The sequence below is a fragment of the Shigella flexneri 2a str. 301 genome (assembly GCF_000006925.2).
Taxonomy (GTDB): Bacteria; Pseudomonadota; Gammaproteobacteria; order Enterobacterales; family Enterobacteriaceae; genus ECMA0423.
The window spans coordinates 2052406-2067622 of record NC_004337.2 but is presented as its reverse complement, the minus strand read 5'-3'; the positions used below and the strand labels follow the sequence as shown (position 1 = coordinate 2067622).

At 49.6% G+C, this 15217-nt stretch carries 18 protein-coding genes, 6 tRNA genes and 3 other annotated features (1 of these 27 cut by a window edge); of the genes, 21 read left to right on the top strand and 3 right to left on the bottom strand.

Features of this window, described 5'->3' with window-relative positions; translation table 11 throughout:
- Positions 1-15217 (bottom strand) — a sequence feature (ipaH island IV) (it extends past both window edges: 1509 nt to the left, 6153 nt to the right).
- Positions 18-93: transfer RNA gene (locus SF4482), tRNA-Asn, on the bottom strand. It overlaps the preceding feature by 76 nt.
- Entirely contained in the window at positions 194-1030 is an 837-nt protein-coding gene (locus SF2045; protein NP_707881.1) for a DgsA anti-repressor MtfA, read from the bottom strand.
- Between SF2045 and SF4481 the strand changes: the two genes are divergently transcribed.
- The 4 genes from SF4481 to SF2042b all read left to right on the top strand — a co-directional run bounded on the left by SF4481 (position 1085) and on the right by SF2042b (position 3642).
- Positions 1085-1174, top strand: a tRNA-Ser gene (locus SF4481).
- On the top strand, positions 2500-2835 hold the full coding sequence (locus tag SF2043; RefSeq protein ID NP_707879.2) for a bacteriophage protein: 336 nt from the start codon (positions 2500-2502) through the stop codon (positions 2833-2835).
- On the top strand, positions 3009-3227 hold the full coding sequence (locus SF2042c) for a membrane protein (RefSeq protein YP_008439263.1): 219 nt from the start codon (positions 3009-3011) through the stop codon (positions 3225-3227).
- Complete coding sequence (locus tag SF2042b; protein ID YP_008439262.1) at positions 3430-3642, top strand: regulatory protein; 213 nt, start codon at positions 3430-3432, stop codon at positions 3640-3642.
- On the opposite strand, the gene SF2042a is transcribed toward SF2042b, so the two are convergent.
- The gene (locus tag SF2042a; RefSeq protein ID YP_008439261.1) at positions 3684-4007 is read right to left on the bottom strand and encodes a hypothetical protein; all 324 of its coding nucleotides are present in this window, start codon (positions 4005-4007) and stop codon (positions 3684-3686) included.
- Between SF2042a and SF2042 the strand changes: the two genes are divergently transcribed.
- From SF2042 to SF2028, 17 genes are all read left to right on the top strand, one after another.
- Complete coding sequence (locus SF2042; protein ID NP_707878.1) at positions 3810-4088, top strand: hypothetical protein; 279 nt, start codon at positions 3810-3812, stop codon at positions 4086-4088. The genes SF2042a and SF2042 overlap by 198 nt on opposite strands.
- Complete coding sequence (locus tag SF2041) at positions 4162-5148, top strand: bacteriophage protein (protein NP_707877.2); 987 nt, start codon at positions 4162-4164, stop codon at positions 5146-5148.
- A complete protein-coding gene (locus SF2040; protein NP_707876.1) occupies positions 5149-5514 on the top strand; it encodes a crossover junction endodeoxyribonuclease in 366 nt (121 codons plus the stop codon).
- Positions 5511-6194, top strand: a complete 684-nt coding sequence (locus SF2039; RefSeq protein NP_707875.2) for a Q antiterminator of prophage — start codon at positions 5511-5513, stop codon at positions 6192-6194. Before SF2040 ends, SF2039 begins: the two co-directional genes overlap by 4 nt.
- Positions 6393-6468 (top strand) — tRNA-Met (locus SF4480).
- Positions 6470-6546 (top strand) — tRNA-Lys (locus tag SF4479).
- A tRNA-Thr gene (locus tag SF4478) sits at positions 6549-6624 on the top strand.
- Positions 6628-6702: transfer RNA gene (locus SF4477), tRNA-Gly, on the top strand.
- On the top strand, positions 6995-7210 hold the full coding sequence (locus SF2038; protein ID NP_707874.1) for a lysis protein S: 216 nt from the start codon (positions 6995-6997) through the stop codon (positions 7208-7210).
- Positions 7227-9160: a mobile genetic element (partial), on the bottom strand.
- Positions 7309-7983, top strand: coding sequence for an insertion sequence element ISSfl4 transposase (locus SF2037; protein NP_707873.1), 675 nt, complete (start codon positions 7309-7311; stop codon positions 7981-7983). It overlaps the preceding feature by 675 nt.
- Positions 7980-8327 (top strand): insertion sequence element ISSfl4 ORF2, encoded by a 348-nt coding sequence (locus SF2036; RefSeq protein NP_707872.1) that lies wholly within the window; start codon positions 7980-7982, stop codon positions 8325-8327. Before SF2037 ends, SF2036 begins: the two co-directional genes overlap by 4 nt.
- Positions 9162-10425: a mobile genetic element, on the top strand.
- Positions 9226-9528: an insertion sequence element IS600 transposase gene (locus SF2034; protein NP_707870.1), complete on the top strand. Its 303-nt coding sequence runs from the start codon at positions 9226-9228 to the stop codon at positions 9526-9528. (Overlaps the previous feature by 303 nt.)
- The gene (locus tag SF2033) at positions 9564-10382 is read left to right on the top strand and encodes an insertion sequence element IS600 protein (RefSeq protein NP_707869.1); all 819 of its coding nucleotides are present in this window, start codon (positions 9564-9566) and stop codon (positions 10380-10382) included.
- Entirely contained in the window at positions 10934-12430 is a 1497-nt protein-coding gene (locus SF2031; RefSeq protein ID NP_707867.1) for a sheath protein, read from the top strand.
- Positions 12430-12786 carry a bacteriophage protein gene (locus SF2030; RefSeq protein NP_707866.1) on the top strand — a complete coding sequence of 119 codons (357 nt, stop codon included), beginning with the start codon at positions 12430-12432 and terminating at the stop codon, positions 12784-12786. Before SF2031 ends, SF2030 begins: the two co-directional genes overlap by 1 nt.
- Positions 12786-13121: a bacteriophage protein gene (locus SF2029; protein NP_707865.1), complete on the top strand. Its 336-nt coding sequence runs from the start codon at positions 12786-12788 to the stop codon at positions 13119-13121. The genes SF2030 and SF2029 overlap by 1 nt, the downstream gene beginning before the upstream one ends.
- Complete coding sequence (locus SF2028; RefSeq protein NP_707864.1) at positions 13206-15155, top strand: tail protein; 1950 nt, start codon at positions 13206-13208, stop codon at positions 15153-15155.

The window sequence follows — 15217 nt, the reverse complement described above, 5'->3', positions numbered from 1 at the left end:
GCATGAAAACAGAAAATTGGCTCCTCTGACTGGACTCGAACCAGTGACATACGGATTAACAGTCCCCCGTTCTACCGACTGAACTACAGAGGAATCGTGAGAACGGGGCGCATATTACTTAGCGGTACCTTGTCTGTCAACACTAAATTTCATAAGCCATTTCAATTGGTTAATTAATCTTCAAAGTTGTTAATTAATGAACATTCGTCGCTGAAAACGAGTCTGTATCATTAGCGTGATGCAGTCTCTGCAAAGGATCTTGTTGATAAAATTGACAGAAACGTTGCCACAATGAAGGGAAACGAGGAGCAAAAAGTTCTGGGGCGCTAAAGAAATATTCAGAAAGTACGGCAAAACATTCAGCAGGATCACTGGCAGCATAAGCATCAATGCTCGCCGCATTCTCACCAACTAATTCGATTTCTTCCTGAATGTTGTTCATTGCAGCATGAAGATCGTGTTCCCAGCCAGCAACCTCACGCAACGAAATAAAGGGAACTCCGCTGGCGCGATCGCCGTTACGGGTGTCCAGCTTATGAGCGACTTCATGAATAATCAGGTTAAAACCAGAAGCATCAAAAGAATCTTGTATATCCAACCAGTTCAAAACGATAGGCCCTTGCTGCCAGCTCTGACCTGACTGAACAATACGTTGGTTATGCACCAGACCGATATCGTCTTCCCATTCATCATCGACCACAAATGGCGCAGGATAAATTAAGACTTCATGAAAACCATCCAGCCATTCCAGTCCTAACTCCAGAACGGGCAGGCAAAATAGAAGTGCTATCCGGCAGCTTCTTAATGAATTCAGCTCAAAGCCCTGTAAAGGAACAAGCCGTTTTTGCTGTAAAAAACGTTCGGCAAGAGCGACCAATTTGCTTTGTTCCTGTTCTGTCAGACACGTTAAAAGGGGGATCGATAGTGCTTCCTGCCAGGGAAGGGCAGTTTGATGTGCTGATTCTTGTACTTTCCAGGGCCACTTAATCATCGTTTTGCTCGCAAACTCGTCACTTGAACAAAATTGCACGGACAGGGACTGTTAAAATGCCAAATTTCCTGGCATCATGGCAACCATCTGAACGGAGAGATGCCGGAGCGGCTGAACGGACCGGTCTCGAAAACCGGAGTGGGGGCAACTCCACCGGGGGTTCAAATCCCCCTCTCTCCGCCAAAATTCAATCACTTATACATCATTAAGTCAGTGACAAAAATCACACTTGGAATTACTTGGAATATTTTCTTGGAATATTTTCAGGTAACGGGACATCAAGTGTCGGTGAAACTTTAACCTTCCTGTCATAGATTAGCACTTGCCCCTCGGTTTTGTGACCAGAGAAAAGTTGCTTATCCCGACTGCTTCCTTCATAGTCTGAAATTCCTTTCGCCTTCAGATCATGAAAGGTGAAGTCGGTTAAAATACCTGAAATTTTGCCTGCGCGATTTCTTGCTTCTACCCACATTTCGTTAAAGCCTTTGTACATATATCGGTTGCCGTATTGATTGCTGATTACATAGGCGGATGTTGGTAACTGTTTTGCTTTTTCGATCGCCGCCTGTAATCGTGGACTCCATGCTTTTATCTGTTTTTTTCCTGTTTTCCCTTGCTGGATAAAGATCCCGTCGTTTCCAATCTGCTCCCATTTCAGCGATAACACATCGGAAACCCTCGCTGCACACAGATAGGCAATTTCCATTGCGATAAAAACAGGAAGAGGTGCAACGCTTAATACTGCCTGGTATTCTTTGTCGGTTACATATCGTTCGCGGTTTTTGGCCTTGAATTTACTTACACCTGCACATGGGTTAGCCTTCACGTACCCTCGCTCATACCCCCAACTGTAAACGCGGGACATACTGCTTTTTTCATGGTTGGCTTGCGTTTTACTCTGTTCCCCTCTCTTGTCCATGTATCGACGGATGTGTTCTGGTTTTATGGAATCTGCCGGCACCTTACCGAATACGGCAAGCAACTTTTTTTGATGTTGCAGATAATCTTTTTGTGTTCTTGGACTGAGGTCACTGTAATAGGCGCTGGCGAGGAATTTTTCCCACAAGCGACCGAATGTCATTGCACGATCGCGATTATTTACAGTTTCCTCATACTTTTTCCATAAAGCAGCTAAACCATCCTTGATGGCGGTTAGTGTTACAGATTCTCTGGATGTTGGTTTCCATACATAACTATATTTATTTGGGTATACATTTGGAGGTAATTTTTCGTGTTCAGGATTTTTCCTTCGTCTTCCCATCAGATCGCACCAAAATTCGGCTCTACCTCGCGTGGTGGTAAAGTTTTATTGCAGGTAAATAGATCCCGGCTGACAATCGGTTTGCCACTACGATTGGTATAGAACGGAAGCCCGTTTTCCATTAACCATTTTCGCTGGTGGCAGCATTACCAGGGCGGTAATGAAAATGACTGAATTAACAAAAGAACAATTAATCGAAGAAGCCAAATTAAAAATAGCGATTACGAAATGCCACCCCAATTCAGGGATGGCGCGAGTAGAGGGCGAGTTATTCAAAATTGCACGGGCATCGCTGGAAGCAGAGCCGATAGCGTGGCGATATCGCTACGTGAAAAAAGGTGTTATGGACTCTCAGGGGGAGTTGTGGGTTGGTGACTGGAAATATGTACCGAAAAAAGAGGATTGTAACGACAGGCCGAACTATGAAATTCAGGCCTTATTCACTGCCCCACCAGTCCCGGTTACATCAGAAGAACTGGTTAAAGCTGTGCACTTTTATGAACAATTAAAACGCGAAAATCCACCAGCATCCGGCAACCAGATTAATGGGTTAACTATGTCGGTTAAACGACCAGCCAACTGAAAAAGCGGAAACCTGATTATAGGTTGCCAGATAAGGCAATAAGCTACCTGGCGCGGAACGGACTGATAAGTATGGGGAATGTTTTACGATGAGTATTTAGACTAAAGAGTTTGTAACGCTATGTAAGTGATTTTTTCTGGTTTAGATATTTATATGTCCGGCCAAATTGAGGTGTGTTTAAATGTTATTGCACATTGATTGTAGGGGGAATAATGAAAAACGCATTGCAGTTTTTGTTTGTTGCGTTCTGGTTGTTCGCATCATGTATGCCCATCATCTTCACAGCAAGGTATATGGAAAAAATTGATGTTTTGATATTAATGTTTGGACATATAAATGCCCTTTTTTTAGGGGTGTTCATGGCGGTCATGTGCATTGAATACTGGCGGTAAATACAGCGAACGCTATTGGTTTAGTTGGATATTTACTGTGCCGGACAAAAACGGTTTGCAGGGAAATCTTAGTTAAGTAGAATGACTGCGGGTGCTTGAGGCTATCTGTCTCAGGCATGAACACCAAAAGGCAGATAGAGAAAAGCCCCAGTTAACATTACGCGTCCTGCAAGACGCTTAACATTAATCTGAGGCTCAATCCATGCTGAACACATGTAGGTTAGCCTCTTACGTGCCGAAAGGCAAGGAGAAGCAGGCTATGAAGCAGCAAAAGGCGATGTTAATCGCCCTTATCGTCATCTGTTTAACCGTCATAGTGACGGCACTGGTAACGAGGAAAGACCTCTGCGAGGTACGAATCCGAACCGGCCAGACGGAGGTCGCTGTCTTCACAGCTTACGAACCTGAGGAGTAAGAGACCCGGCGGGGGAGAAATCCCTCGCCACCGCTGATGTGTCAGGCATCCTCAACGCACCCGCACTTAACCCGCTTCGGCGGGTTTTGTTTTTTCTGGTCGTTCTGGTTTACAATCCATCCGTCAGCCTGAACAACTGGCACCTGCTGCGCCAGCAGAGAAAACAGATGGCGCACGATACCAAATTTTACAATTCGGATAACTCTGCCGCCCCTGCCAGCAGGCACGGGCGGCGTTCTCATGCATTCAAATCTGACGGGTATCAGCACGACCCCTGCACCGAAGAACAGGCTGAATGGCTGATTCAGCGCTACCGCAGACACGGATACGAGATTAAGAAAGCCCTCAGTCTCGATTATCGTCACTGGATAATCTTCGTCAGGCTCCCTTATTCCGAACGGCCACCGCGTCCGTCCTGCACATTCCAGCAACGGATCTGGAGGTAATGTGCGGGTATTACTTCGACCTGTTCTGGTTCCGGAACTCGGGCTGGTGGTCCTTAAGCCCGGTCGTGAATCCATGCCGGTATTCCACAATACCCGGGTACTGGTGGAGCCGGAACCGAAAAGCATGCGTAATCTGCCGTCCGGGGTCGTTCCTGCCGTTCGCCAGCCGCTAGTGGAAGACAAAACATTGCTGCCGTTTTTCAGTAACGCACGGGTGATTCGTGCTGCTGGTGGTGCTGGCGCATTGTCTGACTGGCTGTTGCGCCATATTAAATCCTGCCAGTGGCCACACGGCGATTATCATCACAGCGAAACCGTCATTCACCGTTATGGTACCGGCGCAATGGTATTGTGCTGGCACTGCGACAACCAGCTGCGTGACCAGACATCCGAATCACTCGAGCAACTTGCTCATCAAAACCTGTCAGCATGGATGATTGACGTCATCGGTCACGCAATAAGCGGTACGCAGGAGCGTGAATTATCTCTGGCTGAATTATCCTGGTGGGCGGTCCGCAATCAGGTGGCGGACGCGCTACCGGAAGCGGTATTACGTCGTTCGCTGGGGTTGCGTGCGGAAAAAATCCGCTCAATGTACCGTGAAAGCGACATCGTGCCGGGAGAGCAGACCGCCACCAGCATACTGAAGCAGCGCACAAAAAATCTTGCGCCGCTGCCTCACGCCCACCAGCAACAGAATCCACCACAGGAAGAGACGGTGGTCAGCATTGCCGTTGATCCGGAATCTCCGGCTCAGTATCTCCAGCGCCAGAAACCACAACGGGAAGAGATGCCTGTATACACGCGCTGGGTAAAAACGCAGAAATGCATGACGTGTGGCAATCAGGCAGATGATCCGCACCACATCATTGGTCATGGACTGGGAGGGATGGGAACAAAGGCTGACGATTTGTTTGTTATTCCGCTGTGTCGTAAATGCCATAACGAACTACACGCCGGGGTAAAAGATTTTGAAGAAAAACACGGTAGTCAGTTGTTGTTGCTGATTCGTTTTTTAATGCACGCGAGAAATTCGGGTGTTCTGAAGTGGAAAGCATAAATGACCGAACGCATAGAATTTGTTTTGCCTTACCCGCCAACGGTGAACACCTACTGGCGACGTCGTGGCAGCACATATTTTGTATCAAAAGCCGGTGAGCGTTATCGCCGTGATGTGGCGCTAATTGTTCGCCAGCAGCGACTGAAATTAAACCTGTCCGGAAGGCTGGCGATAAAGATTATTGCAGAGCCACCGGATAAGCGCCGTCGTGACCTGGACAATATCCTGAAGGCACCGCTGGATGCGCTGACGCATGCTGGACTACTTATAGACGACGAGCAGTTTGATGAAATCAATATTGTGCGCGGTCAGCTCGTTCCTGGTGGGCGGCTGGGGATAAAAATCACAGAACTGGGGTGCGCATGAATAACCAGTATTTACAGTTTGTGCGTGAGCAGCTCATTATCGCCACCGCTGATTTGAGTGGGGCAACAAAAGGTCAGCTTGAAGCCTGGCAAGAGAATGCCATGTTCGATACAGGGCGTTACAGGCGTAAAAAAATCCGGTACCGCGATGAAGTGACTGGAAAAATGATAACGCGGGATAATCCACCAATCCCGGGAAAGCAATCGCTGGCGAAGGGGACGTCAATTCCTCTGGTCAGTCCGGTTGAGTTTTCGACATCATCGTGGCGGCGGGCTGTTCTGTCTCTTGAAGAGCACTATAAAGCCTGGTTGTTGTGGTGTTACAGCGGGAGTATTTGTTGGGAATATCAGATCGCGATAACACAGTGGGCGTGGAATGAATTTAATGCTCAATCCGGTACCAGAAAAATTGCAGGGAAAACGCAGGAACGCCTGAAAAAATTAATCTGGCTGGCGGCGCAGGCAGTAAAAGCAGAACTTTTTGGTGGGGAAGGTTATGAATACCAGGAGCTGGCATTACTGGCGGGAGTGACAACTAAAAACTGGTCCAAAACATTTACTCGTCACTGGGTTGCAATGAAACACATTTTTCACCGACTGGATAGTGAGGCTTTATTGTTTGTAATGAGAACACGTTCAAAAAAAAGACGGCATTTTCAAAGCAAAGTGTTGCAAAAGTAGATTGAAAGGCATATATTCATGCAAATCTGATACTTTGCCGATTTTGTACGTGATGGCAAAAGCAAACAAAACCCTCCCACAAGCGGGTTTTTTGTGCCACTTATCTCGGATAGACATGGTGAATGCGCTGGTGGAGGAGATAAGGGTGATTTCTGAATGCTTGCAACATTGATTTCGTAGCGTTATTATCCTGCGCCCGGCCCTTTAGCTCAGTGGTGAGAGCGAGCGACTCATAATCGCCAGGTCGCTGGTTCAAATCCAGCAAGGGCCACCAACCGCCACTAGCTCATCAGGAAAGAGCGTCAACCCTTTAAGTTGAGTGTGCGAGGTTCGAGTCCCCGGTGGCGGTCCAGTGCCGACTTGGCTCAGTAGGTAGAGCAACTGACTTGTAATCAGTAGGTCACCAGTTCGATTCCGGTAGTCGGCACCATATGCGGGCATCGTATAATGGCTATTACCTCAGCCTTCCAAGCTGATGATGCGGGTTCGATTCCCGCTGCCCGCTCCAGTCAGAGTCTTTCAGTCTGCGATGATGGGAAATCCCGGAGTGACTGAAAGACGTTTAAGTTATGAATGATCGCTTTTTTTTGCAAAATTGCTGTGCAGAAATACTAACCTTCGGGCAGGCGATCATTCATAAGCACTCTGCTTTTATTCCGATTAACTGTGAGTGGTTTGTTGGATAGAGTGCTTTCCTTATTGTATATATCGTTTCGCCCGCTTTTGCGGTTTTTTCTTTTCAAATCCCTTTCATTTCTCAGTGTAAAACTACGCCATCCGTTATTTGCGGAGGTGAGGCTATGAAATCCATGGACAAAATTTCAACGGGCATTGCCTACGGCACCTCCGCAGGCAGTGCTGGCTACTGGTTTTTACAGTGGCTTGATCAGGTCAGTCCGTCACAGTGGGCTGCGATTGGTGTACTGGGGAGTCTGGTTCTGGGCTTCCTGACTTATCTGACAAATCTGTACTTCAAAATCAGAGAAGACAAGCGTAAGGCTGCGAGAGGTGAATAATGTCGCCATCATTACGGTAAGCGCCCCATCAGCGACGTCTTGTGAAAATTGTCCTGTCTGGCAACAATCGCGCCCATCTATATTGATGGACACGAACGATGAATTCCCAGACAACAAAAGATATTCCCTGCTTCCGTTCTTATTTGCCTGATGCCCTGCGTTTAAGATTTGAAGATAAACTGACCATCCGGGCCATCGCTCAGCGTCTGGGTCTCAGTCATTCCACAATACATACGCTTTTTCAGCGATTTCTTGCATCCGGTATCGCATGGCCATTGCCCGATTCAGTTTCATTCGCTCAACTTGACGCCATCCTTTATGCCAACAGAAAGAAGGAATTAACAGAGCCTCAAATCAGAGAAGGCTCATGGCGAAAAGAACGGCGAACCAGCTATAGCCGTGAATTTAAGGTCCGTCTGGCTAAGCAGGCGTTACAGCCTGGGGCTGTTGTTGCCCGGATCGCCAGAGAACACGATATCAATAATAACCTGCTGTTTAAATGGAAAAGCCAGTACGAGGACGGCTTACTGAGCGATGATGACATACAGGAATGCATGCCTGTCCCGGTGGCACTGACTGATACGCCGGAGCCGACCAGACCAGTTACAAATCCCTTCTGGCGTAACAAGCATGATGAGCGCCCTGAGGGGGCTCCCGGAAACGTCCCACGGTGCGAGCTGCATCTTAAATCAGGTGTGGTAAAACTGTTTGACCCTCTCACTCCGGAACTGTTACGGGCGCTAATCCGCGAAATGAAAGGGGGTATCCGATGATAACGCTGCCGACCGGTACCAAAATCTGGATCATCGCTGGCATCACAGATATGCGTTGTGGCTTCAATGGCCTGGCTTCGAAGGTGCAGAACACGCTGAAAGATGACCCGTTCTCCGGGCATATCTTCGTCTTCCGGGGCCGCAGTGGCAAAATGGTGAAAATACTGTGGGCCGATCGTGACGGGTTATGCCTGTTCGCCAAACTCCTGGAACGGGGCCGCTTCGTCTGGCCGGTGACCCGGGAAGGGAAAGTGCACCTGACGCCAGCTCAGTTATCCATGCTACTGGAGGGGATCGCGTGGCAACATCCCAAACGGACAGAACGGCCTGGCATCCGGATATAACCCGTGATAAAACAAGGGAATGAACAATGAACTCCCCGATGATATTGAGCTGCTTAAAGCCATGTTGCGTAAGCAACAGAGTCGGCTTCGACAGTATGCCTGTCAGGTCGCGGGCTATGAGCAGGAAATTGAACGGCTGAAAGCGCAACTCGACAGGTTGCGTCGTATGTTGTTCGGCCAGAGTTCAGAGAAAAAGCGTCATAAGCTTGAAAATCAGATCCGACAGGCAGAAAAACGACTGTCGGAACTGGAAAACCGGCTGAACACAGCCAGAAATCTTCTGGAAGATGCATCGTCAGTCACAGATTCACCTGACACCAGTCCCCCGTCAGAAAACCCGATCGCCAGTAAGCCTGAATCCCCGGGACGAAAATCTTCACGAAAACCGCTGCCGGCAGAACTTCCCCGGGAGACACATCGCCTTCTGCCTGCTGAAACCAGTTGCCCGGCCTGTGGAGGTGTTCTGAAAGAAATGGGGGAAACAATCTCAGAGCAACTGGATATCATTAATACCGCCTTTAAAGTTATCGAAACCATACGTCCCAAACTGGCCTGTAGCCGGTGTGATGTCATCGTTCAGGCACCACTTCCTCCTAAACCGATCGAACGCGGTTATGCCAGTGCAGGGTTACTTGCACGGATCCTGGTCAGCAAATATATGGAACATATCCCTTTATATCGCCAGTCAGAAATATACGCGCGACAGGGCGTGGAGCTGAGCCGTAATACCATGGTGCGCTGGGTATCAGAAATGGCAGACAAACTCCGTCCTCTGTATATAGCGCTGAATGACTATGTTCTGGAGGCAGGAAAGGTGCACGCAGATGACACTCTTGAGGTAGCCTGAGTTTAACGGACACTCCTTCCTGAAATAGAATGGCATCAGAAGGAGCTAATAATGAGCAGAAAAACCCAACGTTACTCTAAAGAGTTCAAAGCCGAAGCTGTCAGAACGGTTCTTGAAAATCAACTTTCGATCAGTGAAGGCGCTTCCCGATTATCCCTTCCTGAAGGCACTTTAGGACAATGGGTTACCGCCGCCAGAAAAGGGCTCGGTACTCCTGGTTCCCGCACGCTGGCTGAACTGGAATCTGAAATTCTGCAACTGCGTAAGGCGTTAAATGAAGCTCGCCTTGAGCGAGATATATTAAAAAAAGCAACAGCGTATTTTGCACAGGAGTCGCTGAAAAATACGCGTTAATCGAACAATGGCGACAACAATTTCCCATTGAAGCGATGTGTCAGGTATTTGGTGTATCCAGGAGCGGTTATTACAACTGGGTACAGCATGAACCCTCAGACAGAAAACAAAGTGATGAGCGGCTAAAACTGGAGATTAAGGTGGCACATATCCGCACTCGCGAAACATATGGAACCCGGCGGCTCCAGACGGAGCTGGCAGAGAATGGCATCATCGTTGGTCGTGACCGACTGGCATGTCTTCGTAAGGAGCTGAGGCTACGCTGTAAGCAGAAACGCAAGTTCAGAGCGCCTACGAACCCGAACCACAATCTGCCAGTTGCGCCAAATCTGCTGAACCAGACGTTCGCTCCTACAGCACCAAATCAGGTCTGGGTGGCGGACCTGACGTATGTTGCCACACAGGAGGGATGGTTGTACCTCGCTGGCATCAAAGATGTTTATACGTGCGAAATTGTCGGCTACGCCATGGGAGAGCGCATGACAAAAGAGCTGACAGGTAAAGCCCTGTTTATGGCGCTCAGGAGCCAGCGCCCACCTGCCGGGCTAATCCACCACTCTGATCGAGGTTCACAGTACTGCGCATACGATTACCGGGTCATACAGGAGCAGTCTGGTCTGAAAACATCAATGTCGCGTAAAGGTAACTGTTACGACAACGCTCCGATGGAAAGCTTCTGGGGAACGCTGAAAAATGAGAGCCTGAGCCACTATCGTTTTAATAACCGGGATGAAGCCATCTCAGTAATACGGGAATACATTGAGATTTTCTACAATCGTCAGCGTCGTCACTCTCGTCTGGGGAATATCTCCCCGGCAGCCTTCAGGGAAAAATATCATCAGATGGCTGCTTAAAAAAAGAATAAATGGTAGTGTCCGCTATTGCCAGTACACCTCAATGAGCGTGATGAAAAAGGGCAGTGGGCAGCCTATGACGCCGTTCATGATGTCCGGAGAGAACTCTGGAAAGCCCTGCTTGGATGGATGCCGGACCCGCAAGGGGGCGAGATTGTTTATGTCGGTGGCACCCTGCTGGATCTGAACCGTTACGAACTGTATTACCAGTTTGATTTTACGGCGAAGTATGAAATCACGGAAGAAGACACGCGACAGGCAGAGGACGTGAATGCCCTGCCGGATTTATCCCTGCTGAGTATTGATGTGGATTACATCGATCCTGGTACTGGCCCGGATGGTGACATTGAGCACCATCTGGAAATGCGTTTCCCTCAGAATTAAGAGTCCCTCATGTTTGTGAAACCCCTGAAAGGGCGGTCGGTTCCTGACCCTGCCCGTGGAGACCTTTTGCCTTCCGAAGGGCGAAATGTGGAAGAAAGCAGCTACTGGTTCCGCCGTATAGCGGCGGGTGATGTGGTACGTGTTAAACAGGATAAGGCTAAAAAATCATGACGATAAGTTTTAATACTGTTCCGTCGAATACGCTGGTGCCGTTGTTCTACGCCGAGATGAACAATTCTGCGGCAAATACAGCGGTGACCAGCGCGCCTGCATTACTGATCGGGCATGCCAGCAACGATGCAGCCATTGAGGTTAACAGCCTGGTGCTGATGCCATCGGCAGATTATGCCCGCCAGATTTGTGGGGCGGGGAGCCAGCTGGCGCGTATGGTGGAAGTCTACCGTCAGACAGATCCTTTCGGTGAACTGTATGTTATTGCAGTACCGGAAGCCAGAGGGGCGGCGGCGACGGTCAGGGTGACGGTTGCCGGAGAAGCAGAGGAAAGCGGCACCCTGAGTCTGTATGTCGGGCGCTCCCGTGTACAGGTGCCTGTGGTGAATGGCGATGATGCCACTGCGGTTGCCACCGCGATTAAGGAAGCGGTAAACGGGGTTATCACCCTGCCGTTTACGGCGTCATCTGATGCAGGCGTGGTGACGCTGACTGCCCGTCATAAGGGGCTGTATGGTAATGAGTTACCGGTCTGTCTGAATTATTATGGTTCTGGTGGTGGTGAGATTTTGCCAGCAGGGCTTCGGGTGGTGACGGAAGTCGGTGCTGCCGGTAGCGGAGCGCCTGATCTTACCGCCGCTGTTGCTGCTATGGGCGATGAGGCATTCGACTTTATCGGTCTGCCGTTCAACGATGCCGCCTCCATCAATATGATGATGACCGAAATGAATGACAGCAGCGGTCGCTGGAGTTATGCGCGCCAGTTATACGGGCATGTCTATACCGCAAAACTGGGAACGCTGTCAGAGCTGGTTGGTGCCGGAGATATGCATAATCAGCAACATATCACGCTTGCCGGTTACGAAAAAGAAACCCAGTCGCCTGTCGATGAACTGGTTGCCAGTCGCCTTGCCCGTGAAGCGGTATTTATCCGGAATGATCCTGCCCGTCCGACACAGACGGGGGAGCTGGTGGGGATGCTTCCGGCACCGAAAGGTAAGCGATTCATCATGACAGAGCAGCAGACCCTTTTATCTCACGGCGTGGCGACGGCTTATGTGGAAGGCGGCACGTTGCAGATCCAGCGTTCCGTAACCACCTACAAAAAGAATGCGTATGGCGTGGCAGACAACAGCTATCTGGACAGTGAAACTCTGCATACCAGTGCATATGTTCTTCGCAAACTGAAATCGGTCATCACAAGCAAGTACGGACGTCACAAGCTGGCAAATGATGGTACCCGTTTTGGTCCGGGGCAGGCGATTGTCACTCCTGCCGTTATCAAAGGGGAACTTCTGGCGACATATCGTCAGATGGAGCGTGCCGGTATTGTGGAAAATTACGATCTGTTTAAACAGTATCTGATAGTTGAGCGTGATGCAGATAACCCGAACCGACTGAATACGCTGTTCCCGCCGGATTATGTTAATCAGTTACGTGTCTTTGCGGTGGTTAACCAGTTCCGTCTTCAGTATTCAGAGGAGTCAGCATAATGGCAAAGATCGCCGGAACCTGTTTTTTTAAAGTGGATGGTCAGCAGTTATCGCTGACAGGTGGCATTGAAGTGCCGATGAACACCAATGTCCGGGATGACATCGTCGGCATGGCAGGGGATGTGGATTACAAGGAGACCTGGCGGTCACCTTACGTTAAGGGCACGTTTAAAGTGCCCAAAAACTTTCCGGTCGACAAAATTACCACCTCAGACCAGATGACGATTACCGCTGAGCTGGCAAACGGCATGGTGTATGTGCTTTCGGCGGCATGGCTGCACGGAGAGGCTAATCATAATGCCGAAGAAGGCACGGCAGATCTTGAATTCCACGGCGAAGAGGGAGGGTATCAGTAATGGCAATGAACGTTACAGAAATAGTTTTAAAAAAACCGGTGACAGCGCATAACGAAATGCTGCATGTGCTGGAGTTGCGCGAGCCCACGTATGACGAAATCGAGGCGCTGGGTTTTCCTTTCATTATTTCCGGTGAAGGCAGTATTAAACTGGACAGCCAGGTGGCACTGAAATATATCCCGTTGCTGGCGGGGATCCCGTGTTCATCGGCGGCGCAGATGGCAAAACTGGATATTTTTAAGACCAGCATGCAGATCCTGCGTTTTTTTACCCAGTCGGAGACGGGAAGCACCTCCGGAAACGACTCTACAATGTTGCCTGGTTCTGGAAACTGAATCCACTGGAGCTGCGACGGGTGGCTGTTTCGCAGTTTACAGAACTGGAAGCCGAGGCCGTCCGCATTAACGAGGAGATGAAGCATGGCTGACAGTTTTCAGCTGAAGGCGATCATCACTGCCGTGGATAAGGTATCGGCACCGCTGAAGGGAATGCAGCGCCAGCTGAAAGGTTTTAAAAAGGAGTTTGCCAGCCTGTCACTGGGCGCAGCGGGTGCCGGAACCGCAGTACTGGGGGCGCTGGCGCTCCCGGTCAAATCTGCCATTGCCCTTGAATCAAAAATGGCGGATGTCCGGAAAGTGGTGGATGGTCTGGATACGCCGGAAGCGTTTAAGGCAATGACGGAGCAGGTGCGCGACCTGTCAACAGAACTGCCCATGTCGGCGGAAGGTATCGCCGAAATTGTGGCGGCGGGTGGTCAGGCTGGTATCGCCCGTGACGAGCTGATGCAGTTTACTGACGATGCCGTGAAGATGGGCGTGGCCTTTGACACCACGGCAGAAGAATCCGGTCAGATGATGGCGCAGTGGCGCACTGCCTTTAAACTGACACAGGGAGAGGTGGCAGGGCTTGCGGATAAGATTAACTATCTTGGCAATACCGGTCCTGCAAGTGCGAAAAAGATTTCTGATGTTGTGACCCGTATTGGCCCTTTAGGCAGTGTTGCGGGTGTGGCCTCCGGAGAGATTGCCGCAATGGGGGCAACCATTGCCGGAATGGGGGTGGAGTCAGAAATTGCTGCGACGGGGATAAAGAATTTTATGTTGTCGCTGACAGCGAGGGATTCTGCCACCAAATCGCAGAAAAAAGTGCTCCGCTCGTTGCGCATTAGCCCGAAAAAACTGGCGGCGGATATGCAGAAAGACGCCCGCGGGGCCATGCTGCACGTACTGGATTCTCTGGCAAAAGTGCCGAAAGAAAAACAGGCTGCTGTGCTGAAAGCGCTGTTCGGGAAGGAATCCCTGGGGGCCATTGCGCCGCTGCTCACGAATCTGGATTTGTTGCGAACCAACTTTAATCGTGTGGCGGATGCGCAGCAGTATGGCGGCTCAATGCAGAAAGAATATGCCGCCCGTGCCGCGACGACAGAAAATCAGTTGTTGCTGCTGCAGAACCAGATCAATGCGATTTCTTCCACGCTGGGGGAAACCTTCCTGCCTTCACTCAATGAAGGCATAAAAGAGATGAAGCCTTTTCTGGAAGAAGTGCGCACGTTTGTCAGAGAAAATCCTGAGGTCGTAAAAACCATCGCGAAAACTGGTGCGGCATTACTGACGATGGGCGTGGCGATTGGCACATTGACACGCATAACAAAAATCATGGGTAGCGTGATGAATATGACGCCGGCAAAGGGATTAATTGCGCTTCTCGTCGGTGGTGCATATCTCATAATTGATAACTGGGAAACGGTCGGTCCGGTTGTGAAAAAAGTCTGGCAGGAGGTTGATCAGGTTGTCAGAGCAATGGGGGGATGGGAACAGGCAGTAAAAACAATAGCAACGGTTTCTGCCCTGTATATTGGTGTGAAGGCGGTGGCAAGTATTCGTGCGGCAACAGTCGCCCAGAATCAATGGACAACGGCGGCAGGAAAAACAGGGCTGAAATTAAAGGGCCTCGGAAAGATCAGTCTGATTGGTGGATTGCTTGAACTGGGCATGATGGCGCAGGAGTTTGAAAAAGAACATCCCTGGCTTGTTAAAAATTTTGTGGCTGATGCACTGAACAGTGGATTTGGTCTGAATGATAAGTTCGACGAGTGGGGCAAACAGTTCCATGATTTTGTCTATGACATGACCGGATGGCAGATGCCACGTGGTGATGGGTATTTATCTCCCGATAAACGCTACACCCCGAATGTATCACTGGAAAGGAATCAGCTGTTAAGCCTTGCATCTTCACCGGCAACCCGCAGCGAACTTAAGGTGACGTTTGACAACGCGCCGCCTGGAATGCGCGTTATCGATTTGCCGAAAACAGGCGATCCCTTTATGAAAATCACCCATGATGTTGGGTATTCTCCATTTAAAAGGTGAGTTCTTTTTTTGTGGTGAAAGATGAGGCAAAATTATCGCGTAACATGCTAACAATGGAGTTT

What these genes read in the sequence shown, in the direction of transcription:
- SF2043 (NP_707879.2), top strand. Translation starts at nt 2,500, where the DNA reads ATGGCGCGAGTAGAGGGCGAGTTATTCAAAATTGCACGGGCATCGCTG.
- SF2042b (YP_008439262.1), top strand. Translation starts at nt 3,430, where the DNA reads ATGCTGAACACATGTAGGTTAGCCTCTTACGTGCCGAAAGGCAAGGAG.
- SF2042 (NP_707878.1), top strand. Translation starts at nt 3,810, where the DNA reads ATGGCGCACGATACCAAATTTTACAATTCGGATAACTCTGCCGCCCCT.
- SF2041 (NP_707877.2), top strand. Translation starts at nt 4,162, where the DNA reads ATGCCGGTATTCCACAATACCCGGGTACTGGTGGAGCCGGAACCGAAA.
- SF2040 (NP_707876.1), top strand. Translation starts at nt 5,149, where the DNA reads ATGACCGAACGCATAGAATTTGTTTTGCCTTACCCGCCAACGGTGAAC.
- SF2039 (NP_707875.2), top strand. Translation starts at nt 5,511, where the DNA reads ATGAATAACCAGTATTTACAGTTTGTGCGTGAGCAGCTCATTATCGCC.
- SF2038 (NP_707874.1), top strand. Translation starts at nt 6,995, where the DNA reads ATGAAATCCATGGACAAAATTTCAACGGGCATTGCCTACGGCACCTCC.
- SF2037 (NP_707873.1), top strand. Translation starts at nt 7,309, where the DNA reads ATGAATTCCCAGACAACAAAAGATATTCCCTGCTTCCGTTCTTATTTG.
- SF2036 (NP_707872.1), top strand. Translation starts at nt 7,980, where the DNA reads ATGATAACGCTGCCGACCGGTACCAAAATCTGGATCATCGCTGGCATC.
- SF2034 (NP_707870.1), top strand. Translation starts at nt 9,226, where the DNA reads ATGAGCAGAAAAACCCAACGTTACTCTAAAGAGTTCAAAGCCGAAGCT.
- SF2033 (NP_707869.1), top strand. Translation starts at nt 9,564, where the DNA reads ATGTGTCAGGTATTTGGTGTATCCAGGAGCGGTTATTACAACTGGGTA.
- SF2031 (NP_707867.1), top strand. Translation starts at nt 10,934, where the DNA reads ATGACGATAAGTTTTAATACTGTTCCGTCGAATACGCTGGTGCCGTTG.
- SF2030 (NP_707866.1), top strand. Translation starts at nt 12,430, where the DNA reads ATGGCAAAGATCGCCGGAACCTGTTTTTTTAAAGTGGATGGTCAGCAG.
- SF2029 (NP_707865.1), top strand. Translation starts at nt 12,786, where the DNA reads ATGGCAATGAACGTTACAGAAATAGTTTTAAAAAAACCGGTGACAGCG.
- SF2028 (NP_707864.1), top strand. Translation starts at nt 13,206, where the DNA reads ATGGCTGACAGTTTTCAGCTGAAGGCGATCATCACTGCCGTGGATAAG.